Annotated in this window: 10 protein-coding genes; 7 read left to right on the top strand and 3 right to left on the bottom strand. The window is 61.2% G+C overall.

What is annotated here, in order from left to right; translation table 11 throughout:
• Positions 1-909 precede the first annotated feature (909 nt).
• The 7 genes from J5J09_RS20795 (at position 910) to ligD (ending at position 10,926) form a co-directional block, all read left to right on the top strand.
• Positions 910-1,170, top strand: coding sequence for a DUF4212 domain-containing protein (locus tag J5J09_RS20795; RefSeq protein ID WP_208554139.1), 261 nt, complete (start codon positions 910-912; stop codon positions 1,168-1,170).
• Between the two features lie 9 nt (positions 1,171-1,179).
• A complete protein-coding gene (locus J5J09_RS20790) occupies positions 1,180-2,946 on the top strand; it encodes a sodium:solute symporter family protein (RefSeq protein ID WP_208554138.1) in 1,767 nt (588 codons plus the stop codon).
• A gap of 90 nt (positions 2,947-3,036) precedes the next feature.
• Positions 3,037-4,863 carry a DUF294 nucleotidyltransferase-like domain-containing protein gene (locus J5J09_RS20785; protein WP_208554137.1) on the top strand — a complete coding sequence of 609 codons (1,827 nt, stop codon included), beginning with the start codon at positions 3,037-3,039 and terminating at the stop codon, positions 4,861-4,863.
• A 9-nt stretch (positions 4,864-4,872) separates the two neighbouring features.
• Positions 4,873-5,391 carry a hypothetical protein gene (locus J5J09_RS20780; protein ID WP_208554136.1) on the top strand — a complete coding sequence of 173 codons (519 nt, stop codon included), beginning with the start codon at positions 4,873-4,875 and terminating at the stop codon, positions 5,389-5,391.
• An 83-nt stretch (positions 5,392-5,474) separates the two neighbouring features.
• Positions 5,475-7,508 carry an exonuclease domain-containing protein gene (locus tag J5J09_RS20775; protein ID WP_208554135.1) on the top strand — a complete coding sequence of 678 codons (2,034 nt, stop codon included), beginning with the start codon at positions 5,475-5,477 and terminating at the stop codon, positions 7,506-7,508.
• 62 nt (positions 7,509-7,570) lie between these two features.
• Entirely contained in the window at positions 7,571-8,410 is an 840-nt protein-coding gene (locus J5J09_RS20770; protein WP_208554134.1) for a Ku protein, read from the top strand.
• A complete protein-coding gene (gene ligD / locus J5J09_RS20765) occupies positions 8,410-10,926 on the top strand; it encodes a DNA ligase D (protein WP_208554133.1) in 2,517 nt (838 codons plus the stop codon). Before J5J09_RS20770 ends, ligD begins: the two co-directional genes overlap by 1 nt.
• On the opposite strand, the gene J5J09_RS20760 is transcribed toward ligD, so the two are convergent.
• The 3 genes from J5J09_RS20760 to scpA are packed head-to-tail and all read right to left on the bottom strand — an operon-like array spanning position 10,927 to position 15,559.
• On the bottom strand, positions 10,927-11,745 hold the full coding sequence (locus tag J5J09_RS20760) for a Ku protein (RefSeq protein WP_208554132.1): 819 nt from the start codon (positions 11,743-11,745) through the stop codon (positions 10,927-10,929).
• Between the two features lie 58 nt (positions 11,746-11,803).
• Positions 11,804-13,399 (bottom strand): GMC family oxidoreductase N-terminal domain-containing protein, encoded by a 1,596-nt coding sequence (locus tag J5J09_RS20755; protein ID WP_208554131.1) that lies wholly within the window; start codon positions 13,397-13,399, stop codon positions 11,804-11,806.
• Positions 13,400-13,423: 24 nt separating this feature from the next.
• The gene (scpA, locus tag J5J09_RS20750) at positions 13,424-15,559 is read right to left on the bottom strand and encodes a methylmalonyl-CoA mutase (protein WP_208554130.1); all 2,136 of its coding nucleotides are present in this window, start codon (positions 15,557-15,559) and stop codon (positions 13,424-13,426) included.
• Between the last annotated feature and the right edge of the window lie 25 nt (positions 15,560-15,584).

Raw genomic sequence — 15,584 nt, 5'->3', positions numbered from 1 at the left:
ACTTGCTCCGGGACTCTCCGAGACGGCGGTGTTTGCAACCACTCCGTGGTTTCTTCACAGGCGTCGGACCATACAAGAGTCCCGTTTTGGCACAGGTCGTCCTGCAGGAGAGGCCTTTATCCGGAGTTAACGGGCGAGCATCGCGCCGGGTGGCAAACCGGCTTAACCCGGAATTAACTGCCGGACCGTTTTGAGCGCTCACGCGATTAGGAAATCCTTTAGTTTTGCCAATTATCGCTGGGTCGTCCCCGGTTTGGGGAGCCCGCGGATGATGTCGCGTGGAACTGAAAGATGAGGACTGAAGCGCACATGACGTGCATGGTTAGACCTGCGCAAAGCGCGGGATCACTGGCTTTTTGCGGGCCGAGCATCCGTCCGGATGCGGGTATCGCGCATTCGCCCCGCTGCTCCATCCTCCACATCTCCCGTTCCCTCTCCGTCCGGGCGCTCCCGCGCGTCGGGGAGTTATCCAGCCTTTTCGGATTTCCCATCGGCCTTCCTTCGGGAAGGCCGTCACGGTGCCGTGCAATGCCGTCTTTGCCCCCCATGCCAGACGGCGTTTGATACCACGGTGCCGTGGGAGGAGCGCGCCTGCCCCCCGGTGCGCTCCTCCACCCTTCCGCTCGCCCTGACGATCGGCGCAACACCAACTCCATCGCATCTCGGAAGCCTGACGGCCCACAAGCTGCTGGCTGCGCATGTTGCCGACTCAAAAGGAAATGGCGTTCGTCAAGCCACTCCCGTCTAATACCAAGGCAAGGGTGTACGCCCGAAATTTCCTTCTTTAAGAGTTGAAATTCCAATATCGCCGCCTGCTGTCGAGGATCAGCAATAAGGGCAGCCGGTGTGTGGAAGGGGACGGTGCTTCGATTTGATGCGCCGGTTTTGGAGGAAAAAAGGGAGTTGCACATGGCGGACAAGTCTTCGTCCAATGCCTATTGGGCTGCCAACAAACGCATCATCTACATTTCGTTGGTGATCTGGGCAGTCGTTTCTTATGGCTTCGGCATACTTTTGCGTCCCATGCTGTCGGGCATTCCGGTCGGTGGGACCGATCTTGGATTCTGGTTTGCGCAGCAAGGATCGATCTTGGTCTTTATTGCGCTGATCTTCGTTTACGCGAATTACATGAACAAGATCGACCGCGAATACGGCGTCGACGAGGAGTGAGGCACGAACATGGATCAGTATACGCTTAATCTGCTGATTGTGGGCGCGTCGTTCGCGCTCTACATCGGCATCGCCATCTGGAGCCGGGCCGGTTCCACGGCGGAGTTCTATGCGGCAAACCGCGGTGTTCATCCTGTCCTGAACGGCATGGCCACCGCCGCCGACTGGATGTCCGCGGCATCGTTCATTTCCATGGCCGGCCTCATCGCCGCCGTGGGTTACGGCAACTCCACCTATCTGATGGGCTGGACAGGCGGCTACGTTCTGCTGGCCCTGCTCCTCGCTCCATATCTGCGCAAGTTCGGCAAGTTCACCGTTCCGCAGTTCATCGGCGACCGCTTCTACAGCCAGTCTGCCCGGCTGGTCGCGGTGGTCTGCCTGATCATCATCTCGGTCACCTACGTTATCGGTCAGATGACCGGTGCCGGCGTGGCCTTCTCGCGCTTCCTCGAAGTCGAAGTCTCGACCGGCCTCTGGATCGCGGCAGCCGTGGTGTTCGCCTACGCCGTTCTCGGCGGTATGAAGGGCATCACCTATACCCAGGTTGCACAGTACGTCGTTCTCATCATCGCTTATACCATTCCGGCGATCTTCATCTCGCTGCAGCTCACCGGAAATCCGCTTCCGCCGCTGGGTCTGTTCTCGACTCATGCCGAAGCCGGTGTTCCGCTGCTGACGAAGCTCGACCAGGTGGTGACCGACCTCGGCTTCAATGCCTATACGGCGCAGGGCTCCATGCTCAACATGACGCTCTTCACGCTGTCGCTGATGATTGGTACCGCGGGTCTTCCGCACGTGATCATCCGCTTCTTCACCGTTCCGAAGGTGGCCGACGCCCGTTGGTCCGCCGGTTGGGCCCTGGTGTTCATCGCGCTTCTCTATCTCACCGCTCCGGCCGTGGGTGCGATGGCGCGCCTCAACATCATCGACACGATCTTCCCCAACGGCACCAGCCAGGATGCGGTTCTCTATGAAGAGCGTCCGGATTGGATGAAGAATTGGGAAGTTACCGGTCTCCTGAAGTTCGAGGACAAGAACGGCGACGGCCGCATCCAGTACTACAACGATAAGGCCGACTCGTTCGCCACGACAGCGACGGAGCGGGGCTGGGCTGGTAACGAGCTTACCATCAACAACGACATCCTCGTTCTCGCCAATCCGGAAATCGCACAGCTTCCGGGCTGGGTCATCGCCCTGATCGCTGCCGGCGGTCTCGCAGCGGCTCTGTCGACCGCAGCAGGTCTTCTGCTCGCGATCTCCTCGGCCGTCAGCCACGACCTTATCAAGGACTGGCTGGTTCCGGGCATTTCTGAAAAGAACGAACTGATGGTCGCCCGCGTGGCCATGGCAGGCGCGATCCTGGTCGCTACCCTGCTCGGCCTCAATCCTCCGGGATTTGCGGCACAAACGGTGGCTCTCGCCTTTGGTCTGGCTGCAGCGACGATCTTCCCGGCACTGATGATGGGCATCTTCTCGAAGCGCATCAACTCGACCGGCGCCACGCTCGGCATGATCGTCGGTCTGGTGGTTACCTGCCTTTATCTCTTCACGTATCTCGGCTGGTTCTTCATTGCCGGCACGAACATGATGGAGAATGTGCCGGCGAACTACCTGTTCGGCATCCCGCCGACCGCCTTCGGTCCGATCGGCGCGCTGCTGAACTTCGCCGTCGCCTACGTAGTCTCGATGATGACTGCGGAGCCGCCGCAGGAAGTTCAGGACCTCGTCGAATCGATCCGCGTTCCGCGAGGTGCAAGTGCGGCGATCGCTCACTGAGACGATCCAAATATCGGCAGGGGCGGCGAAAGCCGCCCTTGTCTTTTCCCTCCGGCGGGGACGGTCGCGTAGCGATCGCATGAGGGGCCCATGGGACTGAGCACAACCGACATCGTCCGTTTTCTCGAGACTGTCCATCCCTACGACACCATTCCGGGTGACGAGCTTGCTCTCGTCGCGAGCCGCTTTTCCAGTCTTCGTTTCAACGCCGGCGCCGATATCTATACGCATGGCGAACCATTGCCGGGGCTCTTCCTGATAATGGAAGGCTCGGTCGAAGTGCGGGATGCGACCGGGACGGTCGTCTCGCAACTTTCGCCGCGCAATTCACTCGGCGAACGTGGTCTGCTGCGCGACGGCCTGGCGGTGACCAGCGCGACGGCACGGACGGACACCACGGCACTTCTTCTGCCGACGTCCGAGTTCAAGCGCCTGATGGCCGACCATCCGGCCTACCAGCGCTTCTTTACCCGCGGCCGGACAAACGATACGCGGCGCAGCGATCTGAATACGCTGAAGGTGGCCGACCTGATGTCGAAGCCGCCGATCACATGCGCGCCTTCCGATACGGTCAAACTGGCAGCCGAAATCATGCGCGACTGCCGGGTTTCCAGCCTCGGTGTGATCGAGGACGGAGCGTTCGTCGGCATGCTTACCGTTCGCGACCTTGCGACGCGTGTGGTCGCTGAGGGGCTGGACGTCTCGAAGACCGCGGTCCGGAGCGTGATGACCCGCGACGTCAGCGGTCTTCCCCCCGACGCCCTCGGCTCTGACGTGCTGCACCTGATGCTGGAGCACAAGGTCGGCCATCTACCCGTCCTCTCCGGGCAGCGGCTCGAAGGGATGGTGACGCAGACAGATCTGACACGGTTCCAGGCTGTGTCCTCTGCGCGGCTTGTGCACGAGATCGCCACGGCTCAAACGGTCGAAGAGATGCGGGAAATCACCGGCCGCATCCCTCAATTGCTGGTGCAACTCGTCGGCGGCAACAGCGCACACGAGGTGGTGACCCGGCATATCACTGACATCGCCGACGCCGTGACGCGCCGGCTGATCGTGATGGCCGAGCGTGAGCTCGGGCCGCCACCGGTGTCCTATGTCTGGTTGGCCTGCGGCAGCCAGGGGCGTCAGGAGCAGACCGGCGTCAGTGACCAGGACAATTGCATCTTCATTTCGGATGAGGTCCGGGACTCCGATCGTGAGTGGTACAGAAAGCTCGCCCGTTTCGTCAGCCACAACCTCGATGCCTGCGGCTACTATTTCTGCCCAGGTGACATGATGGCGACGAACGAGCGCTGGTGCCAGCCGGTGCGGGTGTGGCGGGAATACTTCTCCGGCTGGATCAGCAGGCCCGATCCGATGGCGCAGATGCTGGCAAGCGTGATGTTTGACCTCCGTCCGATCAGCGGGACGCGGGCATTGTTCGACGAATTGCAGGGGGAAACGCTGGAACATGCCAGCAAGAACGAGCTTTTCGTTGCGCACATGATCGCAAACTCTCTCAAGCATGCCCCGCCGCTTGGTCTCCTGCGAGGGTTTGCCACCGTGCGTAGCGGCGAGCATCGCAACCAGATCGACATGAAGCATAATGGTGTTGTTCCGGTGGTCGACCTCGGGCGTGTGTATGCGCTGCAGGGCAGGCTGGCGCCGGTGAATACTCGAGCACGATTGCTTGCGGCCGAAGAGGCAGGCGTGATCTCCGGCGCCGGTGCAAAGGATCTCGTTGCCGCCTATGATCTGATTGCCGAAATGCGGCTTCGCAATCAGGCGGCCGAAATTCGCGCGGGACGCAAGCCAGACAACTTCCTCGCCCCCTATGATTTCGGTGACTTCGAACGATCGCATCTGCGCGATGCCTTCGTTGTCGTCCGGACAATGCAATCGGCACTCGGCCACGGACGCAGTGCTCCCGTTTGAGGTTTCATCATGTTCTACGAGTTTATCGCGGCGATCGTGTCCGCCTTCGCCGCGGGTGGTATTGCTTCCGGTCTGCTGTGGATGAGCAAGGGGCGCTTGCCGAAATGGATCGTGCCGGCCTGCGCAGGCCTTGCCATGCTGACCTATACGGTGTGGAGCGAATACAGCTGGTATGGACGTATGATCGCAGGCTCGCCGCCTGAGGTGGTGATCGCATGGAAAAACGAGACAACCGCACCGTGGCGACCATGGTCCTACTACAAGCCGGTGATCAACCGATTTACCGCGGTCGACAAGCGCACCATCCAGCGCAATGCCAATCTTCCCGATCAGGTTCTGGTGGATGTCATCCTGGCATCGCGTTGGCAGCGCGTGGCGCGGGTAAAGGTGCTGTTCGACTGCAAGGCGAACCGTCGCGCCGATCTTTTGACCTCGGATGTCAAGGTCGAGGAAAACGGAGCAATCAGCGGGGCGACATGGACGGATCTGCCTGCGGATGATCCCGTGTTGCGCGCGGCCTGCAGCTGATGCTGTCAGGTGGCTCCTGATCCTGATCAAACCGAGATGCCGCGTCTGCTGTATGCTGTTTCAAGGAAGCTAGGGAGGAGACCTTGGAGGAGGCGGTACTCAAGAAGCTGAGCCTGCGGGTGCGTATCCTGCTATTCTTCGCCGCGCTGGCGGCGGGGTCGGTGGTGGCGCTCGCCGTGGGACTTTGGTTCGGCTATCACCGCCAGGGTGCCCCCGAGATGCTGAACGCCTTCATCCAGGGTGGTGTGGCGGCTGCATTCGCCATGGTGGGGCTGATCACCTGGGTTTGGTATCTGTTCGACACGCATCTGGCGCGGCCCATGCAGGGATTGGCGGGCGCCATTCTGGCCCGCACGCATGCCGATGTGGCCGAAGACCTTAACCCGGAGTCGGCGCGCTATCTTGGTGAACTCGCAACGGCTGCCTCTGCCGCTGCCGTGACCCTGACGCGAACAAGGAGTGCCTTAACGGAGTCGGTCGCCCGCGAAACCGCCCGCCTATCCGCCGACAAGGGCAAGCTGGAGGATCTGCTCGCCGATGTTCCTCCCGGCGTTCTGCTCTGCACCGGGCGGCATCATCTGGTGTTCTACAACAGCGCGGCCGTGCAACTTCTGTCGGACGAGAAGCGGCCCGTCTGCCTCGACAAGAGCCTGTTCGACTATCTCGATGACAGCACGATTCGCCAGGCGCATCACCGGCTCCTGGAAACCGGCCACCGGTCGGCGATGGAGCTTCTCTGCACAACACCCTCCGGCCACCGCAGGCTTGCCGCCCGCATGCGGCTCGTCGGGGATGCGGGAGACGATCCGGGCGCCTATGTGATGACACTGCGCGACGTGTCGGCAGAACTGTCGTCCTATGCCCGCCGGGATGCGCTGCTCGCCGAAGTGTTCGAGCAGTTCCTGCCAACATTGAAGGCGAGCGCAAGCGATGCAGGATCGCCCGGTTTCGCGGATTTGCTGTCCAAGGCTGCGGACCTTGAAGATCGATATGCAATCTGTCGTTCCGATACATGGCCGATGACGCTGATCGACGCCGCGTTGATCAGCCGTGATCTTCGCTCCAGTCTGGCAGAGATGGCGCCTGAATTTGGCGGGCCCTGGGGTGCCTATGCCGTTCGCTGCAACAGCTTCGATATGGTGGCGCTGATCCGGCACGTGACGGAGCGCGTGGTGCGGGAATGCTCGGCACAGGATCTTTTCCTGACTTTCGTACCGGAGGAAAAGGGCGCGCAGCTTCGCCTGTCCTGGCGCGGCGGGCGGATATCCGACGAACGCCTGGGCGAATGGTTGGCGGAGCCGCTGGACGGGACTGGCGGCGGCCTGACGGGTCTTGCTGTCGTGGCCGGTCACGGGGCATCCCTGTTTCGCGGTCAGGTGCCTCCCGACGAGTGCGTTGTCCTGCGCCTGCCGGAGGCGGAGCGGCGCGAGGTGTCCCGGCACGGTAACGACCGCTTCGTCGTCTATGACTTCGACCTGCTGTCCCGACTGCAATATGATCGTATCAGCGAGGCGCGCCTCGACGACCTCACCTATGTCGTGTTCGATACCGAGACGACCGGCCTGCTGCCAGAACAGGGTGACGAGATCGTGCAGATCGCCGCCGTGCGCGTCGTCAATGGCAAAAGGGTGCAGGGTGAGGTGTTCGACACGCTGGTCAATCCCGGCCGTCCAATCCCGGCGGCGTCAACAGCCGTGCACGGAGTCTCTGACGCCATGGTCGCCGATGCGCCACCGGTGCGTGAGGTGATCGAGCGCTTTCACAAGTTTGCCGAGGGATCGGTGCTGGTGGCGCATAATGCGCCGTTCGACATGGAGTTCCTGCGGCGCCGCGAGCGCGAAGTTGGCATTCACTTCGCCAATCCGATCCTGGATACGGTTCTGCTCTCGGCTGTCGTCTTCGGACAGAGCGAGACTCACAGTCTCGACGCCCTGTCGCAGCGGCTGGGGATCACGATCGCCGACGAGGACCGGCACACTGCACTTGGCGATACGATCGCCACCGCGGACGCCTTCATCAAGCTCAAGTCGATGATGCAGGCAAAGGGTATCGAACGGTTCGGCGAGGTGCTGACCGAGGTTCGTCGCCATGGGCGTCTGCTGCGCGATCTCAACTGAAGGGGCAGGCAGGAACAATAATCGCCGTGCCGCATTCACCGCCCATCAAGGTGGAGCTGGACATGGCCTATCGTGCGTTGTGGAAAGGCGAGTTGTCGGTCGATGAGCTGAGCTGCGGGGTCGCGCTCTATGCAGCGACGTCTTCCGCTGAACGGGTTTCCTTTCACATCATCAACCGGAAGACCGGCAACAGGGTCAGCCGGCGGATGGTCGACAGCGACACGGGCCGCGAGGTTGAGCGCGACGAGATCGTCAAAGGCTACGAGACGTCGAACGGCAAGACTGTCATTCTCGAACCGGAGGAGATCACATCGCTCGTTCCGAAAAGCGACAAGGCGCTCGATGTGCAGGGCTTTCTTGGTTTCGACGAGATCGATCCTGTTTTCTTCGAGCGTCCCTATTTTCTCGTGGCTTCCGATGAGGACTCCGCCGAGGCTTTCGAGCTGATCCGTCGTGGCATGGAAAAGAAAAAGGTTGGCGCCCTGGCGAGGACGGTCCTTTTCCGGCGCTTGCGAAACCTTTTCATCAGGCCGACGGCGGATGGCATGATCGCCACCACCCTGCAATATGATTACGAGGTGCGGAGCGCTGACGAGGCACTGAAATCCGTCCCGGATATCCGGATCTCTCGCGAGATGCTGGATCTCGCGCGGCATATCATCAGCACCAAGCAGGGCGCATTCAATCCCGCCGACTTCGAGGACCGTTACGACGACGCGCTTGCCGAACTGGTGAAGGCGAAAATCGAAGGCCGCAAGCCGAAGAAGCTGCCGCGCCGCGCTGCCTCCAATGTCACCGACCTTATGGATGCGCTTAGGCAAAGCGCAGGAGAAGGCGGAAAAAACAAGAGCCGAAAGAAGGCCGCTGCAAGCGATAGCGGAAGCAGGAGAAAGGCTGGCTGATGTCTCTTGCTACCTACAATCGCAAGCGGGACTTCAAGGCGACGCCGGAACCACAGGGAAAAACGGGCCCGTCGAAGGGACGCAGCTTCGTGATCCAGAAACATGCTGCGCGACGCCTGCATTATGATTTCCGTCTGGAAGTGGACGGCGTCCTTAAAAGCTGGGCGGTCACGAAGGGACCAAGCCTGGTTCCGGCGGAAAAGCGCCTTGCCGTCCATGTGGAAGACCACCCTCTCGACTATGGCGGCTTTGAAGGCACGATTCCCGCAGGTCATTATGGCGCGGGCGAGGTTATCGTCTGGGACCGCGGCACTTGGTGGCCCGAGGGGGACATTCGCAAGGCGCTGAAGAAAGGCCATATAGAATTCACCCTCGACGGAGAAAAGCTCAAGGGTCGCTGGCACCTGGTGCGGATGCAGACGCGGGAGGAGAGCCGGGAGAACTGGCTGCTGATCAAGTCTGATGACGAATTTGCCCGGCAGGAGGACGATCCGGATATTCTTGAGGAGTTGCCGCTATCCGTCGTCAGCGATCGCAGCATCGACGATTTGGCTGGCGGCAAGAAAACGCAAGAAAAAGGCAAGGGCAAAGGACCCACAAAGGCCAAGGCGGCAGGCTCCAGGATGAAGGCAAAGTCGGCCCTTCCCGGCAACACGCGCGGGTTGCTTCCTGATTTCATCGAACCTCAGCTCGCGAAACTCGTCAAATCCGCACCCACGGGTCCGGGCTGGCTGCACGAGATCAAGCTTGATGGCTATCGGCTGCAGGTCCGTATCGAGCGCGGCGACGTCCGTTTCCTGACGCGTGGCGGGCTCGACTGGACCGACCGCTTCGGCAGGGATCTCGTCTCCGCTTTTGCCGAGCTTAGTGTGGAGGAAGCTCTGATCGATGGGGAAGTCGTTGTCGAAAACGGTTCCGGCGTCAGCGATTTTTCCCTGTTGCAGAAAGACCTGTCCGAAGGGCGCTTTGACCGCTTTTCCTTTTATGCCTTCGATCTTCTCTACCTTGATGGTTTCGATCTGCGAAGGGTCGAACTCGTGAAGCGGAAGGAACGTCTTCGTGCGCTTTTGGGCAGGGTCTCCGCCCCCCTTCGCTACAGCGAGGAGTTCGAGGAAAGCGGCAAGATGGTGCTTCAACACGCCTGCCGGCTGAGCCTTGAGGGGATCATCTCCAAACGTACAGGCGGACTCTATAAATCGGGAAGAGGAAACGACTGGGTCAAATCCAAGTGCAGCGCGCGCCAGGAACTGGTGATCGGTGGTTATGTCCCGTCTTCCGTCGACCCTTCGGCAATCGGATCGCTCGTGATGGGCGTGTTCGAAAAGGACGGCAAACTCCGCCATGTCGGTCGTGTCGGAACAGGTTATTCCCAGGCTGCTGCCCGCGATGTTTTCGAACACCTGCAGCCGCTCCGCCAAGACAAGAGCCCATTCGCCAGCCGGCTGACGGGCCTCGAACGCCGGGATGTGCAGTTCGTCTCGCCCGAGTGCATCGCCGAGGTGGAGTTTCGCGGCTGGACGGCGGACCAGCATCTGCGCCATGCTTCCTTCCGCGGCCTTCGAGAAGACAAGCCGGCAAAAGCCGTCGTAAGGGAGAAACCCGTGTCGGGAAAAACCGAGATGCCGAAGCGCACGGTTCAGCTTACCCATCCCGAACGCATCTATTGGCCGGATGCGGGTGTCACCAAAGAAGGGCTTGCGAGCCACTACGAACTGGTCTGGCCCCGCATTGCTCCCTTTATCGTCGATCGCCCGCTGGCATTGTTGCGTTGTCCGGAGGGTATAGAGGGGCAATCCTTCTTCCAGAAGCATTCCTGGCGTGGAATGCGCAAGGAGATTCTGCGATTCAAGGATCCCAAAGACAAGAACGGCGAGGACTATATCGGAATCCGCGATCTCGACGGCCTGATCGCCCTTGTTCAGGGCGCGGCGCTGGAGATCCATCCCTGGGGTTCGACCTTCAGTGCGATCGAAAGCCCCGACATGGTGATCATGGACCTCGATCCCGGTCCCGGCGTTGCCTGGCAGGCCGTGATCGACGCCGCGATCGAGGTGCGCGAGCGTTTCGAACGTATCGGACTTACGGGGTTTCTGAAAACCTCTGGCGGCAAAGGCTTGCATGTGGTTGCGCCGCTCGAGCGGAAAGCGCGCTGGGCGACCGTCAAGGCGGCGATGAAGGCGCTGGCCGACGCCATGGCGAGGGATGATCCGGAACGTTACGTCTCGACGGTCAGCAAGGCGAAGCGGAACGGGCGGATCCTGATCGACTATCTGCGCAATGGTCGCGGGTCGACGGCCGTTGCGCCTTACTCTACGCGAGCGCGGCCGGGCGCGCCGGTATCGACGCCGCTTGCGTGGGACGAACTGACGCCCGATATCGGGCCGGCGCACTTCACGGTCGACAATCTGCCTGCGCGCCTGGATGCCCTGGAAAACGATCCGTGGGCCGATTTTCGCGCTGCGGCCGCGCCAATCACGTCGGAGACGAAAGCAAAGGCTACAAAGTCGGGAGGCTGATCAGCGTTTGGCTTTGCTGCCCTTCTTTTCGCTTTCCAGGCTGCGTTTCAGAGCGCTCATGATGTCGATGACATTGTCCCCGCGCGGACCCGTCTCCGGCTTCTTCGCCGGTTCCGACTTGGCTTTTCCGGACTTCTTGCGTGCGTTGATGATCGAACGGAGCTTCTTCTCCACCGGGTCCTTCACGAGGTCCGGCGACCACGTCTGGCGCTGGCTTTCGATGAGATCGGTCATCATGCCAAGCATCTTTGGGGCGGGCCTTTTTCCAAAGGCCGGAGCGTCAACCTGGTCTACCGCGCGAACTTCGTCGCCATAGCGCAGTGTCCAGGCGATCATGCCGCGATCACGTGGCAGGATCAGCACGGGGTGCTCCCGTCTGTAAAGCACGATGCGGGAAATCGCGCCGGTACCGGTTTTCGACATCGCTTCCCGAATAACCGAAAAAGCCTCCTGGCTGACCTTGTCGGCCGGGGCGAGGTAATGAGGGCTGTCAAACCAGATCCAGTCGATCGAGTCGATGTCAACGAATTTCGCGATATCGATCGTGCGGGTGCTCTCCAGCGCCACCTCCGCCAGTTCGTCGTCGGTGAAGAGCACGAACTTGCCGTCCTCATATTCATAACCGCGGCGCTGGTCATCGTCATCCACCGGCTTGCCGGTCGCCGCATCGATGTAGTCGCTCTGCACACGGTTGCCGGTGCGTCGATTGACGTTGTGGAAGCGGATCTTGCGGGATTCGGTAACGGCGGGTGTCATCGTCACCCTACACGTCACAAGCGAGAGCTTGAGGTAGCCTTTCCAGAAGACGCGCGGCGCCATGGGATTCTCCGAGAGACTGGATCTCGCACTCAACACGCCGGATGCCGAATGGGTTCCCTCAACGATTGTCGGCGAGGATCATCTCGGCCGCCTTCTCGGCGATCATGATCGTCGGAGAATTGGTGTTGCCGGAGGTGATCGTCGGCATGATCGAAGCATCGGCAATGCGCAGCCCGCGCAATCCCCTTAGCCGCAAACGCGGATCGACAACGCTGTCGGGATCGGCGCCCATGCGGCAGGTGCCGACGGGGTGGAAGATGGTGGTGCCGATGTTTCCTGCGGCCGTCCGTAACTCCTCATCCGACTGAAAGGCGAGGCCTGGTTTGAACTCTTCCGGGAAAAAGCGGGCGAAAGACGGCTGTTCTGCGATATTGCGAGCGATGCGGATCGACCGAACGGCGACCTCGCGATCGCCTTCCGTTGAAAGATAGCACGGTGTGATCGCGGGCTGTGACGCAAAATCCGCCGATTTGATGTGGACGTGGCCGCGGCTCTCCGGCCGCAGATTGCAGACGCTTGCGGTGATCGCCGGGAAGGCGTGGACCGGTTCGCCGAACTTTTCCAGCGAGACGGGTTGGACATGGAATTCCAGATCGGGCGTCTCCTTGTCGGGACCGGAACGGGTGAAAATGCCGAGCTGGCTCGGAGCCATCGCCATAGGTCCCGAGCGACGTAGCGCATATTCCAGTCCAATGGCTGCTTTGCCGAGCAGCCGCGAAGCCTTTTCGTTCAGTGTAGGAACGCCGGTTACTTTAAAGGCGAGGCGCAGTTGCAGGTGGTCTTGAAGATTTTCGCCGACGGATGGTCGCTCCTTGATCACCTCCACACCCGCGTTTTGCAAGACGTCGCCGCGACCGATGCCGGACAGTTCGAGGATCTGAGGCGAGCCGATAGCTCCGGCAGACAGGACGACTTCCCGGCGCGAGAAAAAGCGTTTTGCCATCCCGTCGTGCTGAACCTCGACGCCTGTCACCACAACGTCCTCAACGATCAGGCGCATGACATGCGCCTTCGTGAGGACGTTCAGGTTTCCCCGCTTGACGGCCGGGCGAAGGAAGGCCTTTGCGGTATTCCAGCGGATGCCGGAGCGCTGGTTGACTTCGAAATAGCCTGAGCCCTCGTTGTCACCTCGATTGAAATCGCTTGTTCGCGGGATGCCAGCTTCTTCCGCCGCCTGCTGGAAGGCGTCGAGTACGGCCCAGCGAACGCGGGCTTTTTCCACGCGCCATTCGCCGCCCGCGCCATGCATCTCGTCGGCGCCCTTGTGGAAGTCCTCCGACTTGCGGAACAGCGGCAGCACGTCGTCCCAGCCCCAGCCTTCACATCCCATCTGGCGCCAGAGGTCGTAATCGCGGGCCTGTCCGCGCATGTAGATCATGCCGTTGATCGAGGAACAGCCGCCGAGAACCTTGCCGCGCGGATAGCTGAGCGCGCGACCGTTCAGCCCCTCTTCCTTCTCGGTCTGGAAACACCAATCGGTGCGGGGATTGTTGATACAGTAGAGATAACCGACAGGGATGTGGATCCAGTGGTAGTTGTCGCTTCCGCCGGCTTCGAGGAGCAGGACGCGATGTCTTGGATCGGCGGACAGACGGTTGGCCAGCACGCAGCCCGCCGAGCCGGCCCCGATGACGATGTAGTCGTATTGCAGCATCCGTCTCCCTCCCGGCGCCCCGCGTCAACTGTTTCGGAGCCGCCCCTCCAGGAGGTCAAGCACCGAGCGTGCGGCATCCATGACATTGGTGCCCGGACCGAAGACAGCGGAGACACCGTGCTCCAGCAGGAAATCGTAGTCCTGGCGGGGGATGACGCCGCCGACGACCACGATGACGTCGTTCGCACCTTTGGCTTTCAGCGCTTCAACCAGTTGCGGGGCCAGCGTCTTATGGCCAGCGGCAAGGGAAGACATCCCGACGACCTGGACCTTGTGGGCGATGGCGAGATCGGCAGCTTCCTCCGGAGTCTGGAAGAGAGGGCCCGCGACGACCTCGAAGCCGATATCGCCGAAGGCGGAAGCGATGACCTTGGCGCCCCGGTCATGGCCGTCCTGGCCGAGCTTGGCGATCAGGATGCGCGGCTTGGAAGCGGCCTTGCCGTACTCCTTCAGACGATTGGTCAGCGTCTCCATTTCCGGATCGCCTTCATAGGCCTTGCCGTAGATATCATGCACGACCTCAGGTGTTGCGGCATGGTCGCCAAAGACGGCACGCATGGCATCCGAGATTTCGCCTACGGTGGCGCGGGCACGGGCGGCCTCGACCGCGGCTTCGAGCAGATTGCCCTTTCCGCTGCGGGCGATTTCGGTGAGGCGTGCGAGTGTCGCCTCCACCCGCTGTGGATCGCGCTGGCGGCGCGTCTGCTCGATACGCTTGATCTGCGACAGGCGGACGGCAGTGTTGTCGATTTCGAGGATGTCGATCGGCGCCTCGTTTTCCAGGCGGAACTTGTTGACACCGACGATCACTTCCTCGCCGCGATCAATGGCGGCCTGGCGGCGGGTGGCCGCTTCCTCGATCAGGCGCTTCGGCAGGCCGTCATCGACAGCCTTGGTCATGCCTCCCAGGCTTTCGACCTCCTCGATCAGCGCCCAGGCTTTTTCCGCGAGTTCGTTGGTCAGGCTCTCGACATAGTAGGAGCCGGCGAGCGGATCGACGACCTTGGTCACGCCGGTCTCATTCTGCAGGATCAGCTGGGTGTTGCGGGCGATGCGGGCGGAAAATTCCGTCGGCAGGGCGATCGCCTCGTCGAAGGAATTGGTGTGCAGCGACTGGGTGCCGCCAAGGGCTGCCGACATCGCCTCGAAAGCCGTGCGGATGATGTTGTTATATGGGTCCTGTTCGGCAAGCGACACGCCCGAAGTCTGGCAGTGGGTGCGCAGCATCAGGGACGACGCCTTCTTCGGCTCGAATTCCTGCATGATGCGGGTCCAGAGCAGTCGGGCGGCGCGCAGCTTGGCGGCCTCCATGAAGAAGTTCATGCCGATCGCGAAGAAGAACGATAGCCGGCCGGCGAAGTCGTCGACATTGAGCCCTTTGGCAATAGCCGCGCGGACATATTCGCGCCCGTCGGCCAGCGTAAAGGCAAGCTCCTGCACCAGCGTCGCGCCTGCCTCCTGCATGTGATAGCCGGAGATCGAAATCGAGTTGAACTTCGGCATCTCCTTCGTCGTGTATTCGATGATGTCGGCGATGATCCGCATCGAGGGCTCGGGCGGATAGATATAGGTGTTGCGGACCATGAACTCCTTGAGGATGTCGTTCTGGATGGTGCCGGACAGCTTGTCGCGCGAGACACCTTGTTCCTCACCCGTAACAATGAAGTTCGCCAGGATCGGGATGACGGCACCGTTCATCGTCATCGACACCGAGATATCCTGCAACGGAATGCCGTCGAACAGGATCTTCATGTCCTCGACGCTATCGATCGCCACACCCGCCTTGCCGACATCGCCCTCGACGCGGGGATGATCCGAGTCATAGCCGCGATGGGTGGCGAGATCGAAGGCGACGGAGACGCCCTGCTGGCCGGCGGCAAGCGCCTTGCGGTAGAAGGCGTTGCTCTCCTCCGCCGTCGAGAAGCCGGCATATTGCCGGATCGTCCAGGGCCGACCAGCATACATTGTGGCGCGCGGACCGCGCACAAAGGGGGCAAAGCCCGGCAGGCTGTCGAGATGGTTGATGCCGGCGATGTCGTCTGCCGTATAAAGCGGTTTTACCGGAATGCCCTCCGGCGTCTCCCAGACGAGGCTCTCTGCCGGACGCTTCAATTCCTTCTCGGCAAGCGCCTGCCAGTCGGCGATGGTTTTCTTGGTCATCCGGTCTTCTCCCTGCTCCGCATGG

It is taken from the genome of Ciceribacter sp. L1K22, assembly GCF_017599385.1.
Lineage (GTDB): Bacteria > Pseudomonadota > Alphaproteobacteria > Rhizobiales > Rhizobiaceae > Allorhizobium.
Note: the sequence above shows the minus strand (reverse complement) of the source record. Positions and strands in the feature narration are given on the sequence as shown.

Excerpts from the sequence above, each read along its gene's own strand:
- scpA (WP_208554130.1), bottom strand. The coding sequence starts at position 15,559 with ATGACCAAGAAAACCATCGCCGACTGGCAGGCGCTTGCCGAGAAGGAA.
- J5J09_RS20795 (WP_208554139.1), top strand. The coding sequence starts at position 910 with ATGGCGGACAAGTCTTCGTCCAATGCCTATTGGGCTGCCAACAAACGC.
- J5J09_RS20755 (WP_208554131.1), bottom strand. The coding sequence starts at position 13,399 with ATGCTGCAATACGACTACATCGTCATCGGGGCCGGCTCGGCGGGCTGC.
- J5J09_RS20785 (WP_208554137.1), top strand. The coding sequence starts at position 3,037 with ATGGGACTGAGCACAACCGACATCGTCCGTTTTCTCGAGACTGTCCAT.
- J5J09_RS20790 (WP_208554138.1), top strand. The coding sequence starts at position 1,180 with ATGGATCAGTATACGCTTAATCTGCTGATTGTGGGCGCGTCGTTCGCG.
- J5J09_RS20760 (WP_208554132.1), bottom strand. The coding sequence starts at position 11,745 with ATGGCGCCGCGCGTCTTCTGGAAAGGCTACCTCAAGCTCTCGCTTGTG.
- J5J09_RS20780 (WP_208554136.1), top strand. The coding sequence starts at position 4,873 with ATGTTCTACGAGTTTATCGCGGCGATCGTGTCCGCCTTCGCCGCGGGT.
- ligD (WP_208554133.1), top strand. The coding sequence starts at position 8,410 with ATGTCTCTTGCTACCTACAATCGCAAGCGGGACTTCAAGGCGACGCCG.
- J5J09_RS20770 (WP_208554134.1), top strand. The coding sequence starts at position 7,571 with ATGGCCTATCGTGCGTTGTGGAAAGGCGAGTTGTCGGTCGATGAGCTG.